General features: G+C 63.5%; 16 protein-coding genes and 1 tRNA gene. 9 read left to right on the forward strand and 8 right to left on the reverse strand.

Going from position 1 to position 18682, the window contains the following annotated elements; translation table 11 throughout:
* Positions 1-30: 30 nt before the first annotated feature.
* On the reverse strand, positions 31-1632 hold the full coding sequence (locus FHW96_RS13855) for a globin-coupled sensor protein (RefSeq protein ID WP_172341168.1): 1602 nt from the start codon (positions 1630-1632) through the stop codon (positions 31-33).
* A gap of 267 nt (positions 1633-1899) precedes the next feature.
* On the opposite strand from FHW96_RS13855, the gene FHW96_RS13860 reads away from it, so the two are divergent.
* Entirely contained in the window at positions 1900-2115 is a 216-nt protein-coding gene (locus FHW96_RS13860) for a hypothetical protein (protein WP_168603636.1), read from the forward strand.
* Complete coding sequence (locus tag FHW96_RS13865; RefSeq protein WP_172341169.1) at positions 2087-3115, forward strand: hypothetical protein; 1029 nt, start codon at positions 2087-2089, stop codon at positions 3113-3115. Before FHW96_RS13860 ends, FHW96_RS13865 begins: the two co-directional genes overlap by 29 nt.
* A 59-nt stretch (positions 3116-3174) precedes the next feature.
* Here the strand turns inward: FHW96_RS13865 and FHW96_RS13870 are convergent, their stop codons facing one another.
* Positions 3175-4581 carry a glutamate ligase domain-containing protein gene (locus FHW96_RS13870; RefSeq protein ID WP_172341170.1) on the reverse strand — a complete coding sequence of 469 codons (1407 nt, stop codon included), beginning with the start codon at positions 4579-4581 and terminating at the stop codon, positions 3175-3177.
* Between the two features lie 54 nt (positions 4582-4635).
* On the opposite strand from FHW96_RS13870, the gene FHW96_RS13875 reads away from it, so the two are divergent.
* The 3 genes from FHW96_RS13875 to fabG are packed head-to-tail and all read left to right on the forward strand — an operon-like array spanning position 4636 to position 7181.
* Positions 4636-5463, forward strand: a complete 828-nt coding sequence (locus FHW96_RS13875; protein WP_172341171.1) for an LD-carboxypeptidase — start codon at positions 4636-4638, stop codon at positions 5461-5463.
* Positions 5464-5501: 38 nt separating this feature from the next.
* Positions 5502-6437: an ACP S-malonyltransferase gene (gene fabD / locus FHW96_RS13880; RefSeq protein ID WP_172341172.1), complete on the forward strand. Its 936-nt coding sequence runs from the start codon at positions 5502-5504 to the stop codon at positions 6435-6437.
* Positions 6438-6440: 3 nt separating this feature from the next.
* Entirely contained in the window at positions 6441-7181 is a 741-nt protein-coding gene (gene fabG / locus FHW96_RS13885; RefSeq protein ID WP_172341173.1) for a 3-oxoacyl-[acyl-carrier-protein] reductase, read from the forward strand.
* 51 nt (positions 7182-7232) lie between these two features.
* Here fabG and recF read toward each other — a convergent pair whose 3' ends face one another.
* Positions 7233-8312 carry a DNA replication/repair protein RecF gene (gene recF / locus FHW96_RS13890; protein WP_172341174.1) on the reverse strand — a complete coding sequence of 360 codons (1080 nt, stop codon included), beginning with the start codon at positions 8310-8312 and terminating at the stop codon, positions 7233-7235.
* Between the two features lie 192 nt (positions 8313-8504).
* On the opposite strand from recF, the gene FHW96_RS13895 reads away from it, so the two are divergent.
* Complete coding sequence (locus FHW96_RS13895; protein WP_172341175.1) at positions 8505-8708, forward strand: PspC domain-containing protein; 204 nt, start codon at positions 8505-8507, stop codon at positions 8706-8708.
* A 215-nt stretch (positions 8709-8923) separates the two neighbouring features.
* On the opposite strand, the gene FHW96_RS13900 is transcribed toward FHW96_RS13895, so the two are convergent.
* Complete coding sequence (locus FHW96_RS13900; RefSeq protein ID WP_172341176.1) at positions 8924-9670, reverse strand: queuosine precursor transporter; 747 nt, start codon at positions 9668-9670, stop codon at positions 8924-8926.
* Positions 9671-9760: 90 nt separating this feature from the next.
* Positions 9761-12574 (reverse strand): TonB-dependent receptor, encoded by a 2814-nt coding sequence (locus tag FHW96_RS13905; protein ID WP_253950955.1) that lies wholly within the window; start codon positions 12572-12574, stop codon positions 9761-9763.
* A 249-nt stretch (positions 12575-12823) separates the two neighbouring features.
* Here FHW96_RS13905 and FHW96_RS13910 point away from each other — a divergent pair.
* Positions 12824-12900, forward strand: a tRNA-Arg gene (locus FHW96_RS13910).
* Between the two features lie 17 nt (positions 12901-12917).
* Here FHW96_RS13910 and FHW96_RS13915 read toward each other — a convergent pair.
* The 3 genes from FHW96_RS13915 to FHW96_RS13925 all read right to left on the reverse strand — a co-directional run bounded on the left by FHW96_RS13915 (position 12918) and on the right by FHW96_RS13925 (position 16023).
* Positions 12918-13919, reverse strand: coding sequence for a PHB depolymerase family esterase (locus FHW96_RS13915; protein WP_172341177.1), 1002 nt, complete (start codon positions 13917-13919; stop codon positions 12918-12920).
* 125 nt (positions 13920-14044) lie between these two features.
* Complete coding sequence (locus tag FHW96_RS13920) at positions 14045-15331, reverse strand: ATP-binding protein (RefSeq protein ID WP_172341178.1); 1287 nt, start codon at positions 15329-15331, stop codon at positions 14045-14047.
* Complete coding sequence (locus tag FHW96_RS13925) at positions 15328-16023, reverse strand: response regulator transcription factor (protein ID WP_172341179.1); 696 nt, start codon at positions 16021-16023, stop codon at positions 15328-15330. Before FHW96_RS13925 ends, FHW96_RS13920 begins: the two co-directional genes overlap by 4 nt.
* Positions 16024-16140: 117 nt before the next feature.
* Between FHW96_RS13925 and FHW96_RS13930 the strand changes: the two genes are divergently transcribed.
* Positions 16141-17601, forward strand: a complete 1461-nt coding sequence (locus FHW96_RS13930; protein ID WP_172341180.1) for an efflux transporter outer membrane subunit — start codon at positions 16141-16143, stop codon at positions 17599-17601.
* Complete coding sequence (locus tag FHW96_RS13935; protein ID WP_172341181.1) at positions 17598-18680, forward strand: efflux RND transporter periplasmic adaptor subunit; 1083 nt, start codon at positions 17598-17600, stop codon at positions 18678-18680. The genes FHW96_RS13930 and FHW96_RS13935 overlap by 4 nt, the downstream gene beginning before the upstream one ends.
* Positions 18681-18682 lie beyond the last annotated feature (2 nt).

An 18682-nucleotide genomic window follows, 5' to 3' on the forward strand; every position in this document is an offset into this window, starting at 1 on the left:
AAATGATTTTTTGCCCGTTTGGGGCGGAGCTTAAAACTCGGCCCAGTCGTCGGCCTCGGCGGCGGGTTCGGGCGTGGGTTTGACGGCAAGGGCGCCTTCGCTGCGCGGCACCGGGACCAGTTTGGGTGGCGATTTGGCGCGGGGCAGGGGCATCGGGGCGGGGGACAGGTCGGCCATCGAAGTGAGGCTGCCGCCCGTCGTCCGTTCGATGCGGAAACGTGCGACCAGTTGCGCCAGTTCCTGCGCCTGCGAGGCGAGGCTGCGCGCGGCGGCAGTGGCCTCTTCGGCAATGGCGGCGTTGGCCTGGGTGTTGCGGTCGATGTCGCCCACCGATTCGTTGATCTGCACCAGATTGCCCGCCTGTTCGCGGCTCAGGCTGGCGATGGTGATGGCAAGGCTGGCGATGTCGGCCACTTTGCCGGTGATGCGCGTAAAGGCCTGTCCTGATTGATCGACCAGCGAGACGCCGCGCGTCACCTGGTCGACGCTGGTGCCGATCAGGCCGCGAATGTCCTTGGCCGCTTCGGCGCTGCGCTGGGCCAGTGCGCGCACTTCGTTGGCGACCACGGCAAAGCCCTTGCCGGCATCGCCTGCGCGCGCGGCCTCGACGCCTGCGTTCAGGGCAAGCAGGTTGGTTTGAAACGCGATGCCGTCGATGACGTTAATGATCTGGGTGATCTCTCGGGCCGAACTTTCGATGCTGGCCATCGCTTCCACCGCCTCGCGCACCACTTCGCTGCCCTTTTGCGCCTCGTCCTGCGCTTCGGACACGCTGGCCTCGACCCGGCTTGCGCCCTGCGCGGCATCGCTGATGCCATGGGTCAGGCTGTTCATCGCGGCGGTGGTTTCCTCCAGCGTGGCGGCCTGATGTTCGGTGCGGGTGGAAAGATTGTCGGATGCGCTGCGGATTTCGGCCGAACCGGCGCTGATTGTTTCGACCGCCGCCGTGACGCCATTGAGCGCGGAATTGACCGCGCGGCGCATGGCCTCGAAATCGGCCTGTAATTTGGCATATCCGGGCGGCAGCTCGGTCAGCGAATGAGTCATATCGCCATTGGCCATGGCTTCCAGCGCGTGGGACAGGCTGTCGACCACGCTCTGGCGCTTGGCTTCCTCGGCGCGGAAATAGGCGCCCAGCGCGATGTCCATGTCCATGATCGCCAGTTTCACCAGCGTGGCAATATCCTGCGCCATCGCCCGTCCGCCCAGTCGCCCGGCCAGCGATTGGCCAACCATGCCTTTGATCACATCCTGAAGGATGGTGGCATAGGCGCCGGTGTACCATGTCGGCTCCAGCCCGATGCGGGCGTGGACATCGCCAATATGGCTGGCGCGCTGGAAATAGGACTGGGACAGCCCGTCGCTGTTCTTTTCGAACAGATCGACCCAATGAGCAAATTGCTTGTCGCGCGCGCCCCGCGCCGAGGCGCTGGTGGGAAAGAAGCTGGCGATGGCGGGGGTTCGGGCCACGCGGCCATAGAAGCGGTCCAGAGCCGCAGGAGCGAATTTCCGCAGCGATTTGGCGATACGCGAAAAGGCACCATAATCTTCGTGCTGAACTTCAAAAAACTGTACCCGTAATTCGAGTGTTTCCGTTCCGCTCTTCTGATTGTTTGACCGGGAAGCGTTCATGTCTTTTCCTTGCAGTCAATCGTTTTAAACGAATGGTTTTCCAAGCGGAGAGCGTTTTAAACGAGAAGGTGTTCGGGGTCGGAAATCCTTTACAATAAGGGCGTTTAATATCTTTGGGGCGTGTTTTACGGGTTATTGCCCAGAACGGCGAATTTTCGTCCTCGTCGAGATACGATGGAATACCGAGTTCGTTTTCAGCCGAATGTAAAAAGCCAGGGGTTAATCAAGCACAGCGACAAAGAGTGCAGACTTGCGAAGGGGAACCTAATGGCCCTGCCATCCAAATCGGCGCCATGCTGGCAAAAATTGGCCAATGGCGGATTAAAGAAACTGCGCACCACCAATCTGGGTGCCCAAATGCTTAGCCAGCGACTGGAGATGAGCAAGCTCACGCCTGCGCAGAAGGCTGATGAAGTTTATGATTTCTTTGTAAAATGGGAAAGAGGACTGGCCAATGAAATCGCACAGCTTAGCTCCATCTGACTTCGCTGGCGCGATGGCCGGGCGCATCAATGCGCTGGTCGCGCTGGACGATGCCATTGCTCTCATCCGCGCCGGGGCGCCGCTGGCCATCGCCGGGCGCAAGGAAGCGCTCGATCAATTGCCCGCAGGCAACTGGATCGGGGGCACCACACCCTATTTCCTGACCGCCGAGGGCGGCGAAATGATTGACGCCACTCGTGTTTTCGTAAGCGATTTTTCGGGTCTGGGCGCGGTCACTTCGCATCATTACGGCGCCGATGCCCTTCAGGACATTACCGAGGAAGCGCCCGAGCATGGCTTTGCGCTGGCCATCCTGCCGTTTCAGTCGCAGGCCCATCAGCACTTTGCCAAGGAAGCCGGTCAATATCCGCTGGCTTTCCTCAAGCCCACGGTGGGCTGGATCGCGGGCTTTGATCTGGGCGAGGAAGGGGCCGGGGCCTATGTCTATGACGGTTCGGGCAGCGGCGCTCAGAGCGATGGCGCGGCCGTGCTGCAAATCCATCTGCCTGAAGGCATGATGCCGATCGTCGAGATCGTGAACATTTTTTCTGCCGATGGCGTGGACACGCTGCGCTTTGAAGAAGCCAGCTTCTCGCCACGCGATGTGATCGTAAACGGGCAAAAGCGCCTGTTTGCTGATTATATCCGCGAACGCGGGGTCGAAGGCGGGCAATTGCCGCTGGTGGGCGATTATTCGGGCGCGCGGATCAACGCTTCGCTGCGCGCGGTGGGCGAAACCTCGGTGGATCTCTATGCCCCGGTGTTCCCCGGCATCGACTATGCCTTTGCCGCCCCGGTGGCCGATTACCCGACGGCCTTTGCCGAACAATTTGCCGCCCATGAACATGACGGTGCGATGTGGTCGTGCAATTGCATTCTGAACTATCTGTTCGGCGGTCTGGAAGGCAAGACTGTGGGCGGTGTCGCCGGTCCTGTCACCTTTGGTGAAATCGCCTATCAACTGGTCAATCAGACGCTGGTGCAGGTGCGCGTCATCTGAAGCCTGTCTGATGCGAGAAGGGGCGCGGGTTTTCTCCCCCCGCGCCCCTTTTTTGCGTCTTATCCAATCTGTTCCAGCAGGTTTTTGGCAAAGAGCGTCAGCGTATCGTCGCGCGCACCCATCACCACGATGCGGTCGCCGGGGCGGGCCTCCTGCGCCAGATAGGCCGCCACATCATCGCGCGCGGGAATATAGCGCGCCCGATCCCCGATCAGATCGACGATCCGCTGTGATCCTTGCGTGCGGTCCACCGTCCCGCCGAAATAGACCGGATCACACAGGATCACCTGATCCTCACTCGTCAGCAGGCGCGCGAAGGTCTGCGCCAGTTCATGCCCCATCTGGCGCAGCGGGCCATAGCCATGCGGCTGGAAAAACGCCAGAATGCGCCCCGGATGGGCTTTGAGCGTGTGCAGCGTGGCGCTCACCTTGTCCGGATTATGGCCGAAATCGTCGATCACGGTGATCCCGCTGCCGCTGGTGCCGACAATGTCAAAGCGACGTGCAAGGCCGGTGAAACTCTCGATGGCCGCCACACCCTGCGTCAGCGCCACGCCTGCCGCATCGGTCGCCGCCAGCGCCGCCAGCGCATTGGCCAAATTATGCCGCCCCGGCACGCACAGCGCCAAGGCATAGGTCGCCCCATCGCGCCGGTCGATCAGCGTGGCGCCAATCGTCGTGGGCGTTTCCACAATCGAGCCTGCGACAACGCCAATATCAGCCTGCTCGCTGTTCAGCCCGAATGTCACCACTCGCCGCGCCCGCCCGACCAGCGCGGCGCTCTCCGCATCGTCGATATTGACGGCGGCCACATCGGCGCGGCGGAGAAAATCGCCAAACAACTCGCGCAATTCTTCCAGACTTTTGTGATCGAGGCTGACATTGTTGAGCACCGCCACGGTGGGATTGTAGAGCGCAATCGAACCATCGCTCTCATCCACCTCGGACACGAAGACGCCGCCCGCGCCCACCCGCGCGCTGGCAAAGGGCGCATCGGGGGCGACGAAATTCTTCATCACCGCGCCGTTCATGATCGTGGGGTCGCGCCCCGCCTGCGTCATGATCCAGCCCGCCATGCCCGTCACGGTCGATTTGCCGCTGGTGCCGCCGACGGCGATGCGCGCGGGCGCCGCGTTGAACAGGGTGGACAGCAGCTCGGCCCGGCTCATCCGCGCGCAGCCCAATTCGCGCGCGCGCAAGACCTCGGGCACGCTGTCTTCCACCGCCGCGCTGGCCACAAGGATCTGCGCCCCATCGCGCATTCCGCTGCCATCCTGCGGAAAGAGTTCAAACCCAAGACTTTCCAGCCATGCGAATTTTTCCGGCGTGCGGCCGGAATCGCGGCTGCGGTCCGATCCGGCCACTTGTGCCCCCATGCCGCGCAGGATCAGCGCCAGCGGCAACATGCCCGATCCGCCAATGCCACAGAAAAACCACGGGGTCGAATTGAGCGCGTCTTTGTCCATCCGCGCGGGTTAGGATGTGGCGCGAACAGAAGCAACCGTATATGCCCTCGACCTATGACCCGAATTGCCATTTGCGCCCCCGCTTGCCCGATCACGCCCGAGGATGCCGCCCTCGTCAAAGCCATCGCGGGCGATTATGGTGTGAGCGTGCATGTCCACCCGCAATGTTTCGCCTCGGCGGGCCATTTCGCAGGGGACGATGCGACGCGCCTTGCCGCTTTCCTCGATTGCGCGAATGATCCGGGGTTTGATGCGGTCTGGTTCGCGCGCGGCGGCTATGGCAGCAACCGCATTGCCCAAAGCGCGGTGGCGCAATTGAGCGCCCCTGCGGCGCATAAGCGCTATATGGGCTATTCGGACATGGGCTATCTGCTGGGCGCGCTCTATCGCGCTCGCGTGGGAGTGGCGTGCCATGGGCCGATGGTGGCCGATGGTCGCCGCATGGGCGGAGAGGCCGCGCTGCGCCGCGCGCTGAGCTTTTTCGCCGGGGAGAAGCAGGGGCTTGAGCCCTCGCTGGCCGGGGAGAAGCATCCTGTAGTGGCGTTCAACTTGACCACGCTGGCGATGCTGGCGGGAACGCCGATCATGCCGGGGTTGGCGGGCCATGTGGTGATGATCGAGGAGGTCAGCGAATATCTCTATGCCATTGACCGGCTGATGTTTCATGTGACGGCCCATCTGGGCGGGGTGGCGGGCGTCCGGCTGGGGCGGGTGTCGGATGTGCCCGACAATGACCGGCCCTTTGGCGCCGAGGCGCAGGACATCGTGGCCGACTGGTGCGCGCGCCATGCCATTCCTTTTCTGGGCGCAGCGGATATCGGCCATGATGTCGATAATTGCATCGTTCCGTTTGGTCTTGCTTCTGGCGCCCATCCGCAATAACCCGCGCCCACTTTGCATTTATCAGGGATTATCGCGCAATGCGGGCTTTCGTTTTTCCGGGTCAGGGCAGCCAGAAGGTTGGTATGGGCGTCGAACTGGCAGCGGCCAGCCCCGTTGCCCGCGAAGTGTTCGAAGAGGTCGATGACGCGCTGGGCCAGAAGCTGTCCGCGATCATGGCCGAAGGGCCTGAGGATGCGCTGACGCTGACCGAGAACGCGCAGCCTGCAATCATGGCCAATGCGATTGCCACCTTGCGCGTGCTTGAGGCCGAGGGCGGCATCCGTCTGGCTGACAAAGCCGATTTCGTGGCGGGCCATTCGCTTGGCGAATATACGGCGCTTTGCGCCGCCGGGGCCTTTTCGCTGGCCGATACTGCGCGCTTGCTGAAGCTGCGCGGGCAATCGATGCAGGCCGCCGTGCCGGTGGGCGTCGGCGCGATGGCGGCTTTGCTGGGCGCGGATATTGAAAAGGCCTCGGCTCTGGCTGCTGCTGCTGCCGAGGGCGAAGTCTGCACCGTGGCCAATGACAATGATCCGGGTCAGGTCGTGCTGTCGGGCCACAAGGGCGCGATTGAGCGCGCCATTGCGCTGGTGAAAGAGCATGGCATCAAGCGCGGCGTGGCGCTGCCGGTGTCGGCGCCTTTCCACTGCCCGTTGATGCAGCCTGCTGCCGATGCCATGGCCGAGGCGCTGGCCAAGACCGCGCCGGGCGCGCTCTCGGTTGCGCTCTTCGCCAATGTAACCGCCGATGTAGTGACCGATCCGACCTTGGTGCAAAAGCTGCTGGTCGAGCAGGTCTGCGGCCGGGTGCGCTGGCGCGAAAGCGTGATCGCCATGCAGGCGGCGGGCGTGAGTGAATTCGTCGAACTGGGCGGCAAGGTGCTTGGCCCGATGATCGGGCGCACTATCAAGGATGTGAAGATTACCAGCGTGGTGACGATGGGCGACATCGAAGCGCTGCTGAAGGAGATTTGAGCCATGTTTGATCTGACGGGTATGACCGCGCTGGTGACGGGCGCGAGCGGGGGCATCGGTTCTTCGGTGGCGAAGGCTTTGGCCGGGCAGGGCGCGCGTCTGGCGTTGTCGGGCAGCAATCAGGCCAAGCTGGAAGCCTTTGCGGCCGAGCTTGGCGGCGATCACATCTGTGTGGTGGCCGATCTGTCGGACAAGGACAGCGTGGAAGGGCTGATCCCCGCCGCTGTCGCCGGTCTGGGCAAGCTCGACATTCTGGTCAACAACGCCGGGATCACGCGCGACAATCTGGCCATGCGGATGAAGGATGATGAATGGGATGCGGTCATCCGCATCAACCTTGAAGGCGCGTTCCGCCTCATGCGCGCTGCCACCAAGCCGATGATGAAGGCCCGCTTTGGCCGCATCATCAACATCACCTCGGTGGTGGGCGCGACGGGCAATCCGGGTCAGATCAACTATGCCGCCGCCAAGGCAGGCCTTGTCGGCGCGTCCAAATCGCTGGCGCAGGAACTGGCGAGCCGCAATGTGACGGTCAATTGCGTGGCCCCTGGCTTCATCCGCACAGCGATGACCGACGTGCTGCCCGATGCGCAGAAGGACGCGCTCAACAGCCGCATCCCGATGGGGCGCATGGGCGAGGGCGAGGACATTGGTGCGGCGGTCGCCTTCCTCGCGTCCAAGGAAGCGGGCTATGTGACGGGCCAGACGCTGCATGTGAATGGCGGTATGGCAATGTTCGCCTAAGGGCCGATGTTTGCCTAAGGTTTTGGGGCGGGGGCGATTGCGCTTCCCGCCCTATTCTTTTGAAACACTGCCCTCGGCCACCCACCAGCAGGCCGCCTTGCCGTTCAGCGCTTCAAAGGGCGCGAGTTCCGTGCCGGTCATCCAAACCTGGGCCGCGCCCGCCTCCAGCCTTTCGAACAGCGCGCCCCGCCGGATCGGGTCGAGATGGGCCGCGACCTCATCGAGCAGAAGCAGGCGCGGGCGATCCGTGCCCCCCATCTCGGCATGGGCCAGCGTGATGGCGATCAGCATCGCCTTTTGCTCGCCGGTTGAACATTCGGCGGCGGCCTGATTCTTGGCTGCCATGGTCACGCCAAGGTCATCGCGATGCGGCCCGGTCAGCGTGCGCTGGGCCGCGCGGTCGCGACGGCGTTGGTCGCGCAGTGCCTGCGCCAACCCGCTCGCGTCAATCGGCCCGCCCGCCTGATAGGTCAGCGCGGGGCGCGCAAAGGGAGAGGGGGGCAGCGTTTCGAGCTTGGCGTTCAACGCCTCGATCAGTCGCGCCCGCCCGAACGCCAGCGCTCCGCCCGCCTCGGCAATCTGTACTTCGATGGCGTCGAGCCAGCGGGCATCAGGCTCCTGCGGGGCTGAAAGCAGACGGTTGCGCTCGCGGATCGCGGCCTCGGTGCGGGCGGCGTGGGCGGCATGGGCCGGGTCCAGCGCCAGCGCCAGACGATCGATAAACCGCCGCCGCCCGCCCGGCGAATCCATAAACAACCGGTCCATCGCCGGGGTCAGCCAGAACAGGCCCAGCCATTCGGACAGCGAAAGCGCGCTGGCATCCGCGCCATTGACGCGGACAATGCGGCGGCCCGGCTTGTCGGGCGCGGTGCCGGTGCCCAATCGCACGCCTGCGCCATCGCGCAGCAGGTCCGCAGACACCGCAAAGGCGCCATCGCCCGCCTGCCCCGCCATATCGGGCAGGGCGGCCCGGCGCAGGCCGCGACCGGGCGCGAAAAGCGAGATGGCCTCAAGTATATTGGTTTTGCCCGCGCCATTCTCGCCCACCAAAAGGTTGAACTTGCCCGTCCCCTCCAGCGCGGTGGCGCGGTGGTTGCGGAACCAGCCCAGACGGATGCGATCAAGCGCCATGGGCCGCGCTGTAGCCGGATTGCGCGACCCATGCCAGCCTTGGCGAAAAATGCGAAAGCTTGGGATTTTGCACCATGCGAGGTTTTGGGCGAAGGGCTGATTTCCGGCGTTTTCGGCAATTGGCACGGGCCATGCAACTCATCCGGCATAGGCGGGGGCAACCGACCAGCCTCGCCCGCAAGGAGAAAACCCATGACCAATTACGATCCCATCCGCCCCACCAACGGTTTCATGCTCGACCGCCGCAACAAGAAGATCTTCGGCGTCTGTTCGGGGATTTCGGCCTATTTCGGCCTGGATGTGACGCTGGTGCGTGTTGCCTTCGCGTTGGGGGCGATCCTTGGGTTCGGGTCGCTGTTCCTTGTCTATCTGGCGATTGCGTTGATTGCGGATTGATGAGGGGGGAAGGTTTGCCTCCGGCGGGCAAAGGGCGGGGGCCCTTTGCAATCCCGATACTGTCTGCGTTGTGCGTTATTTCACCCCCGGCGCAACTTCGCAGCGCCGCAGGCTTTTAAACCGCTTCGCGGAATAGCGCTTGATCGCAAATCTGGCGCACTCCAGTAATGGGATTGCAAAGGGACAAGTCCCTTTGCCCGCCGGAGGCCGAACCCTTAAACCTCCGCCGCCTTTGCAAAAGGCGAGAATGACGTATCGGTATCGAACACCTCCACGCCTTCGCGCTTTTTCAAAAAGCCCACCACCCAGTAGGTAGCCGGCGTCAGGATCACTTCCCAGCCGACCTTGATGGCCCATTGGGTCCATGCCACCTGCATGACCTGCGCCCCGGTCCAGCCATCGGCGGCGTAGAAGGCGAGGGGGTAGAACAGGGCGCTGTCCACCGCCTGACCAAAGATGGTGGAGCCGATGGTGCGGGTCCACAATTTCGAGCCGTTGGTCATGATTTTCATCTTGGCCAGCACGAAGGAATTGACGAACTCCCCCGCCCAGAAGGCCGCGACCGAAGCAAAGACGATGCGCGGGGTTTGTCCGAAGACGCTTTCATAGGCGGCCTGTCCGGTCCATCCTGCGTCCGGCGGCAGGGCGACGACGACCAGGCTCATGAACACCATGAACAGCAGCGCCCAGAAGCCGACCCAGATGCAGCGGCGTGCGTTGGCATAGCCGTAGACCTCGGTCAGCACGTCGCCGATGATATAGCTGATGGGAAAGAACATCACGCCCGCGCCGAACGGCCATGGGCCGATGAAGGGCAGGTCCACCACCGCGCGCTTGCCCGCCCCGATCAGGTTCGAGAGCAGCAGGATGGTGACGAAGGCCGCCATCACATAGTCGAAATAGCGGAAATGGCGGCGCGCGCCTGCGCTGCCTTCGATGCGGAAGAGGGGGGATTGGCTCATGGCGCCAAGCTAACCTGCAATATTGCATTTGCGCAAGAAAAAGGGCGCCCCGCATGGAGCGCCCTTTGGTTCATCAACCCTGACCCGTCATCAGAAGTTGAAGCGCACGCCCCCGGTGAACCGGCGGCCGAAACGTTCCCATTCGGTGGTGTAATTCTGGCTGAAGGTGGCCGAACCGCCGCTGGCGTTGATCAGGCCGCTGGGATCGACAAAACGGCGACCCGGCTGGTTGAGCAGGTTCGAGGCGTCGAAATAGATCGAGAGACGCTTGTTGATCTGATAGCGCGCCGAGAAGTCCATTTCATCGTCCGCCGCCCAGTAGCTGTCGCCGCCCGCCGAGAGATCATCGCCGATGGCGTCGAGCCATTTCGAGCGATACTGATATTGCAGGCGCAGCGTCAGGCCATATTTTTCGTAATAGCCGCCAAGGTTATAGACCATGTCCGAGGTGTTGGGCAGGCGCACCTTGCGCGCGGCATAGGCGCCATAGGCCGCCTTGGTCACCGAACTGTCGTTCAGCATCATATTGGCGTTGATGCCAAAGCCGCCCATCCAGTCGGGCAGGCCCGCCTTTTGCGTCCATGGCTCAAGGCTCTGCTGAAACGCGACTTCCAGACCCATCAGATGGCCCGTGCCCGCATTGTTGATGCCCGAGAAGGTGTAGTCCGAACGGTCCACCCCGCCGCTGTTGAGCGAATCCGAACCATAGGTGCGCACCGAGGTGTAGAGGACGTTCTCGACCTTCTTGTAATACAGGCCCGCCATCAGGAAGCCGCTGGGGCGCATATACCATTCGAAATAGGCGTCCACGCCATAGGCCCGCTCGGGCTTGATGGCGGGATTGCCGCCCGAGATGCGGCGGTCGCTGTCGTTGATGACCACGTTGGGGCGCATCTGGTCATAATCGGCGCGCGCGGCCCCGGTGGTGAAGGAAAGGCGCAGTTTTTTGGTCTGATCGACGTTGTAATTCACATGCAGGCTGGGGAAGGCCAGCAGGTGGCTGGATTTGGCGTCGAGATCGCGGGTGCTGGTCACACCTGTGCCGCTGGTGATCGTGCCCACCGCGTGGCCGCTGTTGACGATGTTTTCAAGGCGGACACCGGCAAGGATGCTGCCCCAGTCGTAGCGCAGGGTACCCATCAGGAACCCGGCGTAGACCTGCTCGCGCACGCGGTAATTGTTGTCGGTCACGGGTGTGCGGGCATAAAGCTGGCGCGCCTTGTTTGATGCTTCGCGCATCTTGGCCGTGTCGAAATAATGGAACGTATAGCCCATCGCGATCTTGCCCATGAAAGGCTGGTCGCTCAGGAAGCTGCTGTAATTGGCAAGGCCCAGCGCGGCGAGATTCGAGGTGCCGGAAACCGAGATCTGCATTTCATTGGCGGTCTTGGTGCGCTGGTCATACTGGAACCCGGCTTTCAGCGTCAGGTTGCCGCCCAGAAACTCGGTCTGTTTGGACAGCACCGCGCGGCCGGTATAGGCGCGCGTCATGTCGACGGCGTCGAGCAGGGTGAAGGATGAGGCGGGCTTGGTGAACGTGTCGATATCGGTCACGCGCGTGCCCGCCGAGAGCAGGCCGCCCGAGCTGTTGGTGGTGTAAAGGTTCAGCGTCGAGATATTGGGATTGGTGTAGTCATAGGTCACCGTCGGGCGCGCGGTCAGCGTGCTGGGGCTGTCCCATGTCGCTTCGCCCACGACCGAGCGGTCGTCCTTGCTCTCCGTATAATTGCCCGCCCAGTTCAGTTTCCAGCCACCGTCGAATTCGTGGCTGCCTTCCAGCGTGTTGGTGAAGATCGACTGGCGATAGGCGCGCAGGGTCGAACGCTGGCGGATGTCGATGCCATAGATCGTGCCGCGCGTGGGCGTGTTGCCCGAGCAGATGTCGGCATAGGCCGAGGTGGCGTAGGAGGTCTTGACCGACGTGTCGCAGGCCGCCGTGGCGTTGCTCAGCGAGGACTGCTTGTCATCCATGTCGAAGCGGTAATTGTCGCGCGCTTCGTCATCGCTGAAAATGGTGTAGATGCTGCGGAAAGAGATCGTATTGCGCTCGTTGGGTTTGTAATCAAACCGCCCCGAAACCGACCAGTTCTTGCGCGTCAGGCGATAGAGCTTGTTTTCGCTTTCGGCCACCCAGATGCGGTTGGCATTGCCGGGGCGGGCGTCCTGCGTGACGTTTTCCCAGTCATTTTCGAAATTGTCGGTCACCATGTCGCGCTGGTAATAGCTGCCCGAAAGCAGCACGCCCAATTCGCCTTCGCCCACCTTGAACCGGTCGGACAGGACCAGCGAGCCTTCATATTCCGGCCGGCCGCCATATTCCTGCTGGCCATAGCCCAGTTTGCCATTGGCGTGCAGGCCGTCGAAATCGAAGGCCGAGCGCGTGACGACATTGACGTTGCCCGACACGGTTTCGCCCGGCATTTCGGGGGTCACGGCCTTATTGATGATGATTTTGCCCGCAATCGCCGAGGGCACCGAGTCAAACCGGCTGTCGCGCCCTTCGGGGCTGACCACATTGATGCCGTCGAAGGAAAGCGTGGTCCAGTTCTTGGGCCCGCCGCGCAAGCTGATGTAGCGCGCCTGCCCCTGATCGCGCTCCACCGCCACGCCCGGCAGGCGGCCTGCGGCCTGCGCGATGTTCTGATCGGGCAGACGGCCCACCGCGTCCGAGGCCGCCACGGTCACCAGCGAATCGGACAATTGCTGAACCTTGAGCGCGGCGGCTTCGGATTCGGCAATCGGGCGCGCGCCCTGCACCACGATGGACTGGCCATCATCGGCGGCGGCATCGGGTGCGGGATTGGCTTCGGCGGCCTGCGTGGCCATCGGGATGAAGAAGGCCGAGCAGAGCAAGGCAAAGCGCGCGCTCCGCATGGCGCGGCGCGCGGTGAATACAGACGTCATGGATATGCCCCGTTGTTTGGTCAGAACTCGAGCGGGGGGCTAGGGACGGATTTTGACAATTCTGTTCCGATCCCGTGACAGGGATTGTCACATAAGGTGATTTTATGATCTTTATACACCTTTGATTTTATATGTTTTTTATAGTAAAGGTACAAGGTGGAGCATAAGGCTGCGATCCACCTTTGCGCAATGCGACCATTGTCGCTATGGGGGGGGCGTCGGGCGGCGATCCACCCGTTGATGACATGCGCGCCCGTAGCTCAGCTGGATAGAGCACGAGCCTTCTAAGCTTGGGGTCACAGGTTCGAACCCTGTCGGGCGCGCCAATTTCAAAGGGTTATGTTTAACTGGTCAAGCGCTGAACCATGGCGCGGATGACCGACAATTGCGCCCCGCTCTGCGTCTGAAAATTCAACCCGCTATAGCCCCACCAGTCCCAGCAGCCCTGCGGATTGGATGGAAAAGTGCTCTTGTTGACCTGGGGATAGAGCGTGATGATGCGATTGGCGTCGGCCCAGGCGTTATAGCCCAGCCGGTTATAGACCGCATCGCCCACCAGATCGGCGCTTTGCAGACAGCCGTGAAACACGACATGCACCGCGCAGGGGGCTCCACCATCGCGGCAGGGGGCGGGCACATAGACATAGCCGGTGGACGCCATGCCGCTGCCGACGGCGCCGGTGAACTCGCTCTGGTCAAAGGGGATAGGTTGGGCCGAAAGCGTGGCCGATTTGGGGCGCAAGGCGCCATAGATATGCGAGAGGATCGCGCCGGGCTGGTCATAAATTTTCGCGCCCACCTTGCATTCATTGACATAGGGTGCGGCATTGGCCCCGCATAGGCTGCCGAAATTGCCCGACAGGAACGCATGGCCCGCAGGCGTATCATGGACATAGCGCAGGTTGGCTGCGGGCACGCGCGCGGCCACATAAAAGTCGCGCACCGCGTTCATTGCGCTTTGCTTGACCACGATGTCCCTGGTGCCGCTGAACAGATAGACTTTCTGCTTGGCGATATTGGATACCGGATCGACCGTGCCCAGCGCGGCAAAACTGCTGGCCGCGCCATAGGAGGCAATGCCGCTGGGCGATCCCTGCATACAAGTGATGATGCCGCCAAGGTTGACCCAGGCGCAATTATACGGGCCCCCTGCAACCACGCCGACGCCGATCACGCTGGAGGAAAAGGCGACGTCATATTGCACCGCCATAAATGCGCCCGAGGACAGGCCCGAGACGGAGACGCGCGCCGCATCGGCATGCAAGGCTGGCAGTTTATCCGCCGCGACCGCCGGAGCGGATGCAAGTGAAAGCAGAATGGAGAAGGCTGTTCGACCCATGCGCATGATGACCTCCTGAAAAAAGGATCAAGGTTGCAGGTAATTCGATTCGCCGTTCAATCCATCCTCTTGTGGTGCCAGAGTAACATTGGTGCATGACAGCACAAATAAGGGATTGCGCCATGCCTCTATTAACTGAGCGCTGCGGCTTCCTCCCATCGCGCGGGCAGGGTGATGCGCACCCGCAGGCCCCCTTGCGCGCGGTTTTCTGCCTCAATCGTGCCCTCATGCACGATCACCGCCCGCTGCGCGATGGCAAGGCCGAGGCCAAATCCGCCCGTCTCGCCCTCGCCCCGGTGAAAGGGTTCGAACAGGCGGGCGATCTGGTCGGGGGCCACGCCGGGGCCTTCGTCCTCGATGGTGACGACAATCCGCTCGGGTTCCTCCGACAGGGTAACGCCGATCACGGACCCGCCCGGCGAAAAGCGCAGCGCATTGCGCAGGACATTTTCAAACGCCCGCCGCAGCAATTCGGCATCCCCCGTCACATCGGCATGGAAACCTTCGGGCATGCTGGCATGGCGCGACAGGTCGATGCGTACATTCTTGGCCTCGCTTTCAAAGCGGACATCGGCCAGAATATCCTCGATCAACGCGCGCAGATGGACGAAATGCTCCGGGCTGGCGCTCGCGCTTTCCAGCCGCGAGAGGGTGAGCAGGCTGCCGGCCATGGCGTCGAGCCGCCGCGCTTCCTGCTCGATCCGGTCCAGCGCCGTCACTGCCCCTTCCGGCTTTTGCCGCGCCAGCGCGATGGCCAGTTGCAGCCGGGCCAGCGGCGAGCGCAATTCATGCGACATGTCGTCGATCAACTGGCTGCGCGAGAGCACCAGTTGCTCGACCTTTTCGGCCATGCCGTCGAAATCGCGTGCCAGATCGGCGATCTCATCACGCCGTCGCCCCATCCGCGAGGCCAGACGCACCCCCAGATCGCCACGGGAAAACCGGTCGAGCCCCTCACGCAGCGCTCGGATCGGCAGCGAGAGATAGAGCCCCAAAGTGGCGGCAAAAATCAGGCCCGAGACAATCCCGCTGATGTAAAAAATCAAAGGCGGGACAAAGTGATCCTTGTCGAACCTTTGCGGCAGGCGATAGAAAATACGCCAGCGTTGGCCATCGGGCGCGGTCGCCTGGCTGGTGATGGCGCGCACGCCGGGCGGAGAGGGCGCCCCAACCGGCGTAATCACCAGCGAGGTCGCCGGTCCGCTCAGCAGGCCCGCCGGGATCGCCTGCGGTCCCTGATGTGCGATGATCGCGGCGGCCATTTGCTCCAGCCGGGGCGCGGCATAGCGTTCCAGATTATCCGCCCAATAGGGATGGTTGCGCTCCAGAACGAGCAGCAGCGTCCACAAACCTGCCAGTTGCGCAAAGAAGACGAGGCAAAAGGCGGTGAAGATCTTCCAGAACAGCCGCCCCTTCATGCCGCCTGCTCCAGCCGCCAGCCGATCCCGCGCAAGGTGGCGATGCGTAAGACATCGCCGCTGGCCCGCTCCAGCTTTTGCCGCAGGTTGGAAATATGCACGTCGATCGAGCGGTCATAACTTTCCCGCCGCCGCCCGAGCAGGCGCAGCGAGAGTTCGTCCTTGGTCGAAACCCGCTCGCCCGCGCGGATCAGGATTTCGAGCAGGTTGAACTCGGTCGCCGTCAATTCCAGCGCCATGCCTTCCCACCCGGCCCAGCGCCGCGCTGCATCCAGCGTTAGCGCACCCAGCCGCAGATGGTCGCCATTGGCCGCCCGCCGCGCGGGGCGGCGCAGCACCGCGCGCAGCCGCGCCACCAGTTCGGGCGGGAAATAGGGCTTGGCCACATAATCATCCGCGCCCAGCTCCAGCCCGATCACCCGCTCGGTATCGTTGCTTTTCGCGGTCAGCATGATGACGGGCACATCGCTGGTGCCCCGAATATGGCGCAACAGGTCGATGCCATTGCCGCCCGGCAGCATCACGTCCAGGATCACCGCGTCATAATGGCCCGAGAGCGCCGCCTCGCGCCCGCCCGCCACATTATGCACCGCGCGGCAGGCAAAGCCTTCGCCCTCCAGATACTCGGCCAGCATCTGGGTGAGGGCGGCGTCATCATCGACCAGCAGGATGTTGAAGGCGGGTGTTTCCATGCGGCTTTGCTTTTGACGGTTTGCATCGCGCTTGTCCCGCCCGATTTACACAAACCTTACACTTCACTTGCGAAGTCCTGACCCGCAAGGCGCGCGTGCGCTGGCATAAGCGGCGCCATGATGCGACGTATTCCATCCTTCCTGACGCTGCCGATGACGCTGCCTGTGCTGGCCCTGCTGGCCGGTTGCAGCGCGACTTCGGTGTCCCGGCCCAACCTGACGCTGCCCCAGCGATTCGCCGCCGCCCCAGAGGCTCATGCGACGAGCGCAGAGGGGCTCGACCGCTGGTGGCTGCTGTTTTCCGACGATCAGCTTGCCGCGCTGGAGGATGAGGCGCTGGCCCATGCGCCCGACGCGCGCTCGGCGCTGGCGGTGCTGGACGAGGCGAGGGCGACCCGGTCCAAGGCTTTGCTGGCCTATGATGTTCAGGGCAATGCCTCGGGCTCGATCACGCGCGGCCAGACCACGATCAGCGGACTGAGCAGCGGGGCCTTTGTGATGACCCCTACCGGCGCCACCACCACCAGCGCGGGCAGTTTTTCGCCCTCGTGGGAGGTGGACCTGTTCGGTCGCCGCGATGCCGCGCGTCAGGCCGCCGATGCCGATCTGACCGCTGCCACCTTTACCTATCACGCGGCGCTGCAAAGCCTGACCGCGCAGGTGGCCACCAACCTGTTTCAGGCGCGGGGCCTCTCGCTGCAACTGGCCGAGGCGCGCGACAATCTGCGTGTGGCGCGCGAACTGGCCGATATCGGCCAGCGCAAGGCCAAGGCGGGTATCGGATCGCAGGTTGATGCCGACAGCCTGCTGGCCGACCGCGCGACCGCGCAGGCCAATGTGGCTCAGCTTGAGGCGCAGCTTTCCGTCTCGCGTCAGACCTTGCTCGTCCTGATCGGGCGTGCAGGGGCGGCTCCCGAAACGTTGGCGGTCGATGGCGCGCTGGGCGCCCCGCCCGAAGTGCCCGAGGCTACGCCCGCCACGCTGCTGATGCGCCGCCCCGATGTGATGCAGGCCGAGGCGCGGCTGCGTTCGGCGATGGGCACGCTGCGGCTTGATTCGCTTGCACTCCTGCCCAAATTCACGCTGCAAGGCACCACCAGCATCAGCGCGATTGCCGGACCTGCGGGCTATACCACCTCGCTGTGGTCTCTGGCCGCCGGGGTGGCCATGCCGGTGTTTGACCGCGCGCGGCTGCTGGGCGAAAGGCGGGCGCAGCGCGCGCGGGCCGAACAGGCCGCCATCGCCTATGAAAAGGCCGTCCAATCCGGCTTTGGCGAGGCCCAGAACCAATTGGCCACTTATGGCGCCGACCGCGCCCGCCTTGGCCTGCTGATCGAGGCGGAGGCGCGCGCGCATCATGCCTTTGACGGCCAGAATGCCGGCTATCGTGCGGGCGTGGTCGATCTGACCGCATTGCTGACCGCCGAGCGCACATGGCGCAATGCGCGCACCTCGCTCTCGGCCCTGCGCGCCACGACGCTGAGCGACGGCGTCAATGTTTTCAAAGCGCTGGGCGGGGGCTGGACTCCGCTCGACCCGAACCATCCTGTGACTTCTTTCCCGGATCAAAAGCCATGAACGCCCGTCCGCTTGTCCTCGTCGCCCTCATCGCGCCTTGCTTTCTGGCACTGGCCGCATGCAGCAAGTCTGAGGCCCCGCCGCCCGGCGCCGACACGCCCCGCGCGGTGCCTTTCGCCACGGTCACGCGCCAGCCTCTGGGGGCGGGGATCAATGTCAATGGTCGCCTTGTCGCGCGTGAGGAAGCGGCTGTTTCCAGCCAGCTTTCGGGCTATCTGGTGGCGCGCGTGCTGGTGGATCAGGATGCGCTGGTGCGGGCGGGTCAGCCTTTGGCCGAACTCGACGCCACCTTGCTGCGCGCCGATATCGCGCAAAGCCGCGCTGCGCTGGCGCAGACCCGCGTGGCTGCCGATAAGGCCGATCAGGAATCCTCGCGCGTCAATGTACTCGACCACACCGGCGTCCTGTCCGACGAAGCCATCGCCCAGCGCCGCCTTGCCGCCCGCACCGCCCATGCGCAGGTCGATCAGTCGCAGGCGCAATTGTCCGCGCAATTGGTCAAGCAAGGGCTGATGGTGGTGCGCGCGCCGGTTTCGGGCCGCATCCTGACACGCACGGTTCGCCCCGGCGATGTCGCCTCGCCCTCAACCGTGATGTTCACCATGGCGCGCGATGACCGCGCTGAACTGGACGCGGAAATCCCCGAGGAAGTGCTGAGCGGCATCCATGCAGGCGATCATGCGCGGGTGCGCCTCGCCTCGGGCCGCTGGGTCGATGGCACAGTGCGCCTTGTGGCCGCACAGGTCGATGCGCAGACGCGCCTTGGCCGCGCGCGCATTCTTTTGCCGGTGGACCGCGAGATCCGTCCCGGCGGCTATGCTCGCGCCGAACTGGCCGGAAAGCCGATGCCGGTGCTGGCCGTGCCGGAATCCTCGGTGTCCTATGATGGCAACGGCGCCTCGGTCACGGTGATCGAAGCGGGCGACAAGGTGCGCCGCGTTGCCGTCAAAACCGGCGCGCGCGGCGGCGGCATGATCGAATTGACCCAGGGCCCGGCGGCAGGCGCGCGCGTGCTGACCGGATCGCAGGACTTTGTGCTGGACGGCGAAAAGGTCCAGCCGGTCCAGAAGGGGCGTTGATT

The sequence above is a fragment of the Novosphingobium sp. SG751A genome (genome assembly GCF_013149295.1).
In the GTDB taxonomy this organism is placed as follows: Bacteria; Pseudomonadota; Alphaproteobacteria; order Sphingomonadales; family Sphingomonadaceae; genus Novosphingobium.

Bases quoted from the DNA above. Each gene is read 5' to 3' on its own strand.
- FHW96_RS13855 (WP_172341168.1), bottom strand. From the start codon at position 1,632: ATGAACGCTTCCCGGTCAAACAATCAGAAGAGCGGAACGGAAACACTC.
- FHW96_RS13860 (WP_168603636.1), top strand. From the start codon at position 1,900: ATGGCCCTGCCATCCAAATCGGCGCCATGCTGGCAAAAATTGGCCAAT.
- FHW96_RS13865 (WP_172341169.1), top strand. From the start codon at position 2,087: ATGAAATCGCACAGCTTAGCTCCATCTGACTTCGCTGGCGCGATGGCC.
- FHW96_RS13870 (WP_172341170.1), bottom strand. From the start codon at position 4,581: ATGGACAAAGACGCGCTCAATTCGACCCCGTGGTTTTTCTGTGGCATT.
- FHW96_RS13875 (WP_172341171.1), top strand. From the start codon at position 4,636: ATGACCCGAATTGCCATTTGCGCCCCCGCTTGCCCGATCACGCCCGAG.
- fabD (WP_172341172.1), top strand. From the start codon at position 5,502: ATGCGGGCTTTCGTTTTTCCGGGTCAGGGCAGCCAGAAGGTTGGTATG.
- fabG (WP_172341173.1), top strand. From the start codon at position 6,441: ATGTTTGATCTGACGGGTATGACCGCGCTGGTGACGGGCGCGAGCGGG.
- recF (WP_172341174.1), bottom strand. From the start codon at position 8,312: ATGGCGCTTGATCGCATCCGTCTGGGCTGGTTCCGCAACCACCGCGCC.
- FHW96_RS13895 (WP_172341175.1), top strand. From the start codon at position 8,505: ATGACCAATTACGATCCCATCCGCCCCACCAACGGTTTCATGCTCGAC.
- FHW96_RS13900 (WP_172341176.1), bottom strand. From the start codon at position 9,670: ATGAGCCAATCCCCCCTCTTCCGCATCGAAGGCAGCGCAGGCGCGCGC.
- FHW96_RS13905 (WP_253950955.1), bottom strand. From the start codon at position 12,574: ATGACGTCTGTATTCACCGCGCGCCGCGCCATGCGGAGCGCGCGCTTT.
- FHW96_RS13915 (WP_172341177.1), bottom strand. From the start codon at position 13,919: ATGCGCATGGGTCGAACAGCCTTCTCCATTCTGCTTTCACTTGCATCC.
- FHW96_RS13920 (WP_172341178.1), bottom strand. From the start codon at position 15,331: ATGAAGGGGCGGCTGTTCTGGAAGATCTTCACCGCCTTTTGCCTCGTC.
- FHW96_RS13925 (WP_172341179.1), bottom strand. From the start codon at position 16,023: ATGGAAACACCCGCCTTCAACATCCTGCTGGTCGATGATGACGCCGCC.
- FHW96_RS13930 (WP_172341180.1), top strand. From the start codon at position 16,141: ATGATGCGACGTATTCCATCCTTCCTGACGCTGCCGATGACGCTGCCT.
- FHW96_RS13935 (WP_172341181.1), top strand. From the start codon at position 17,598: ATGAACGCCCGTCCGCTTGTCCTCGTCGCCCTCATCGCGCCTTGCTTT.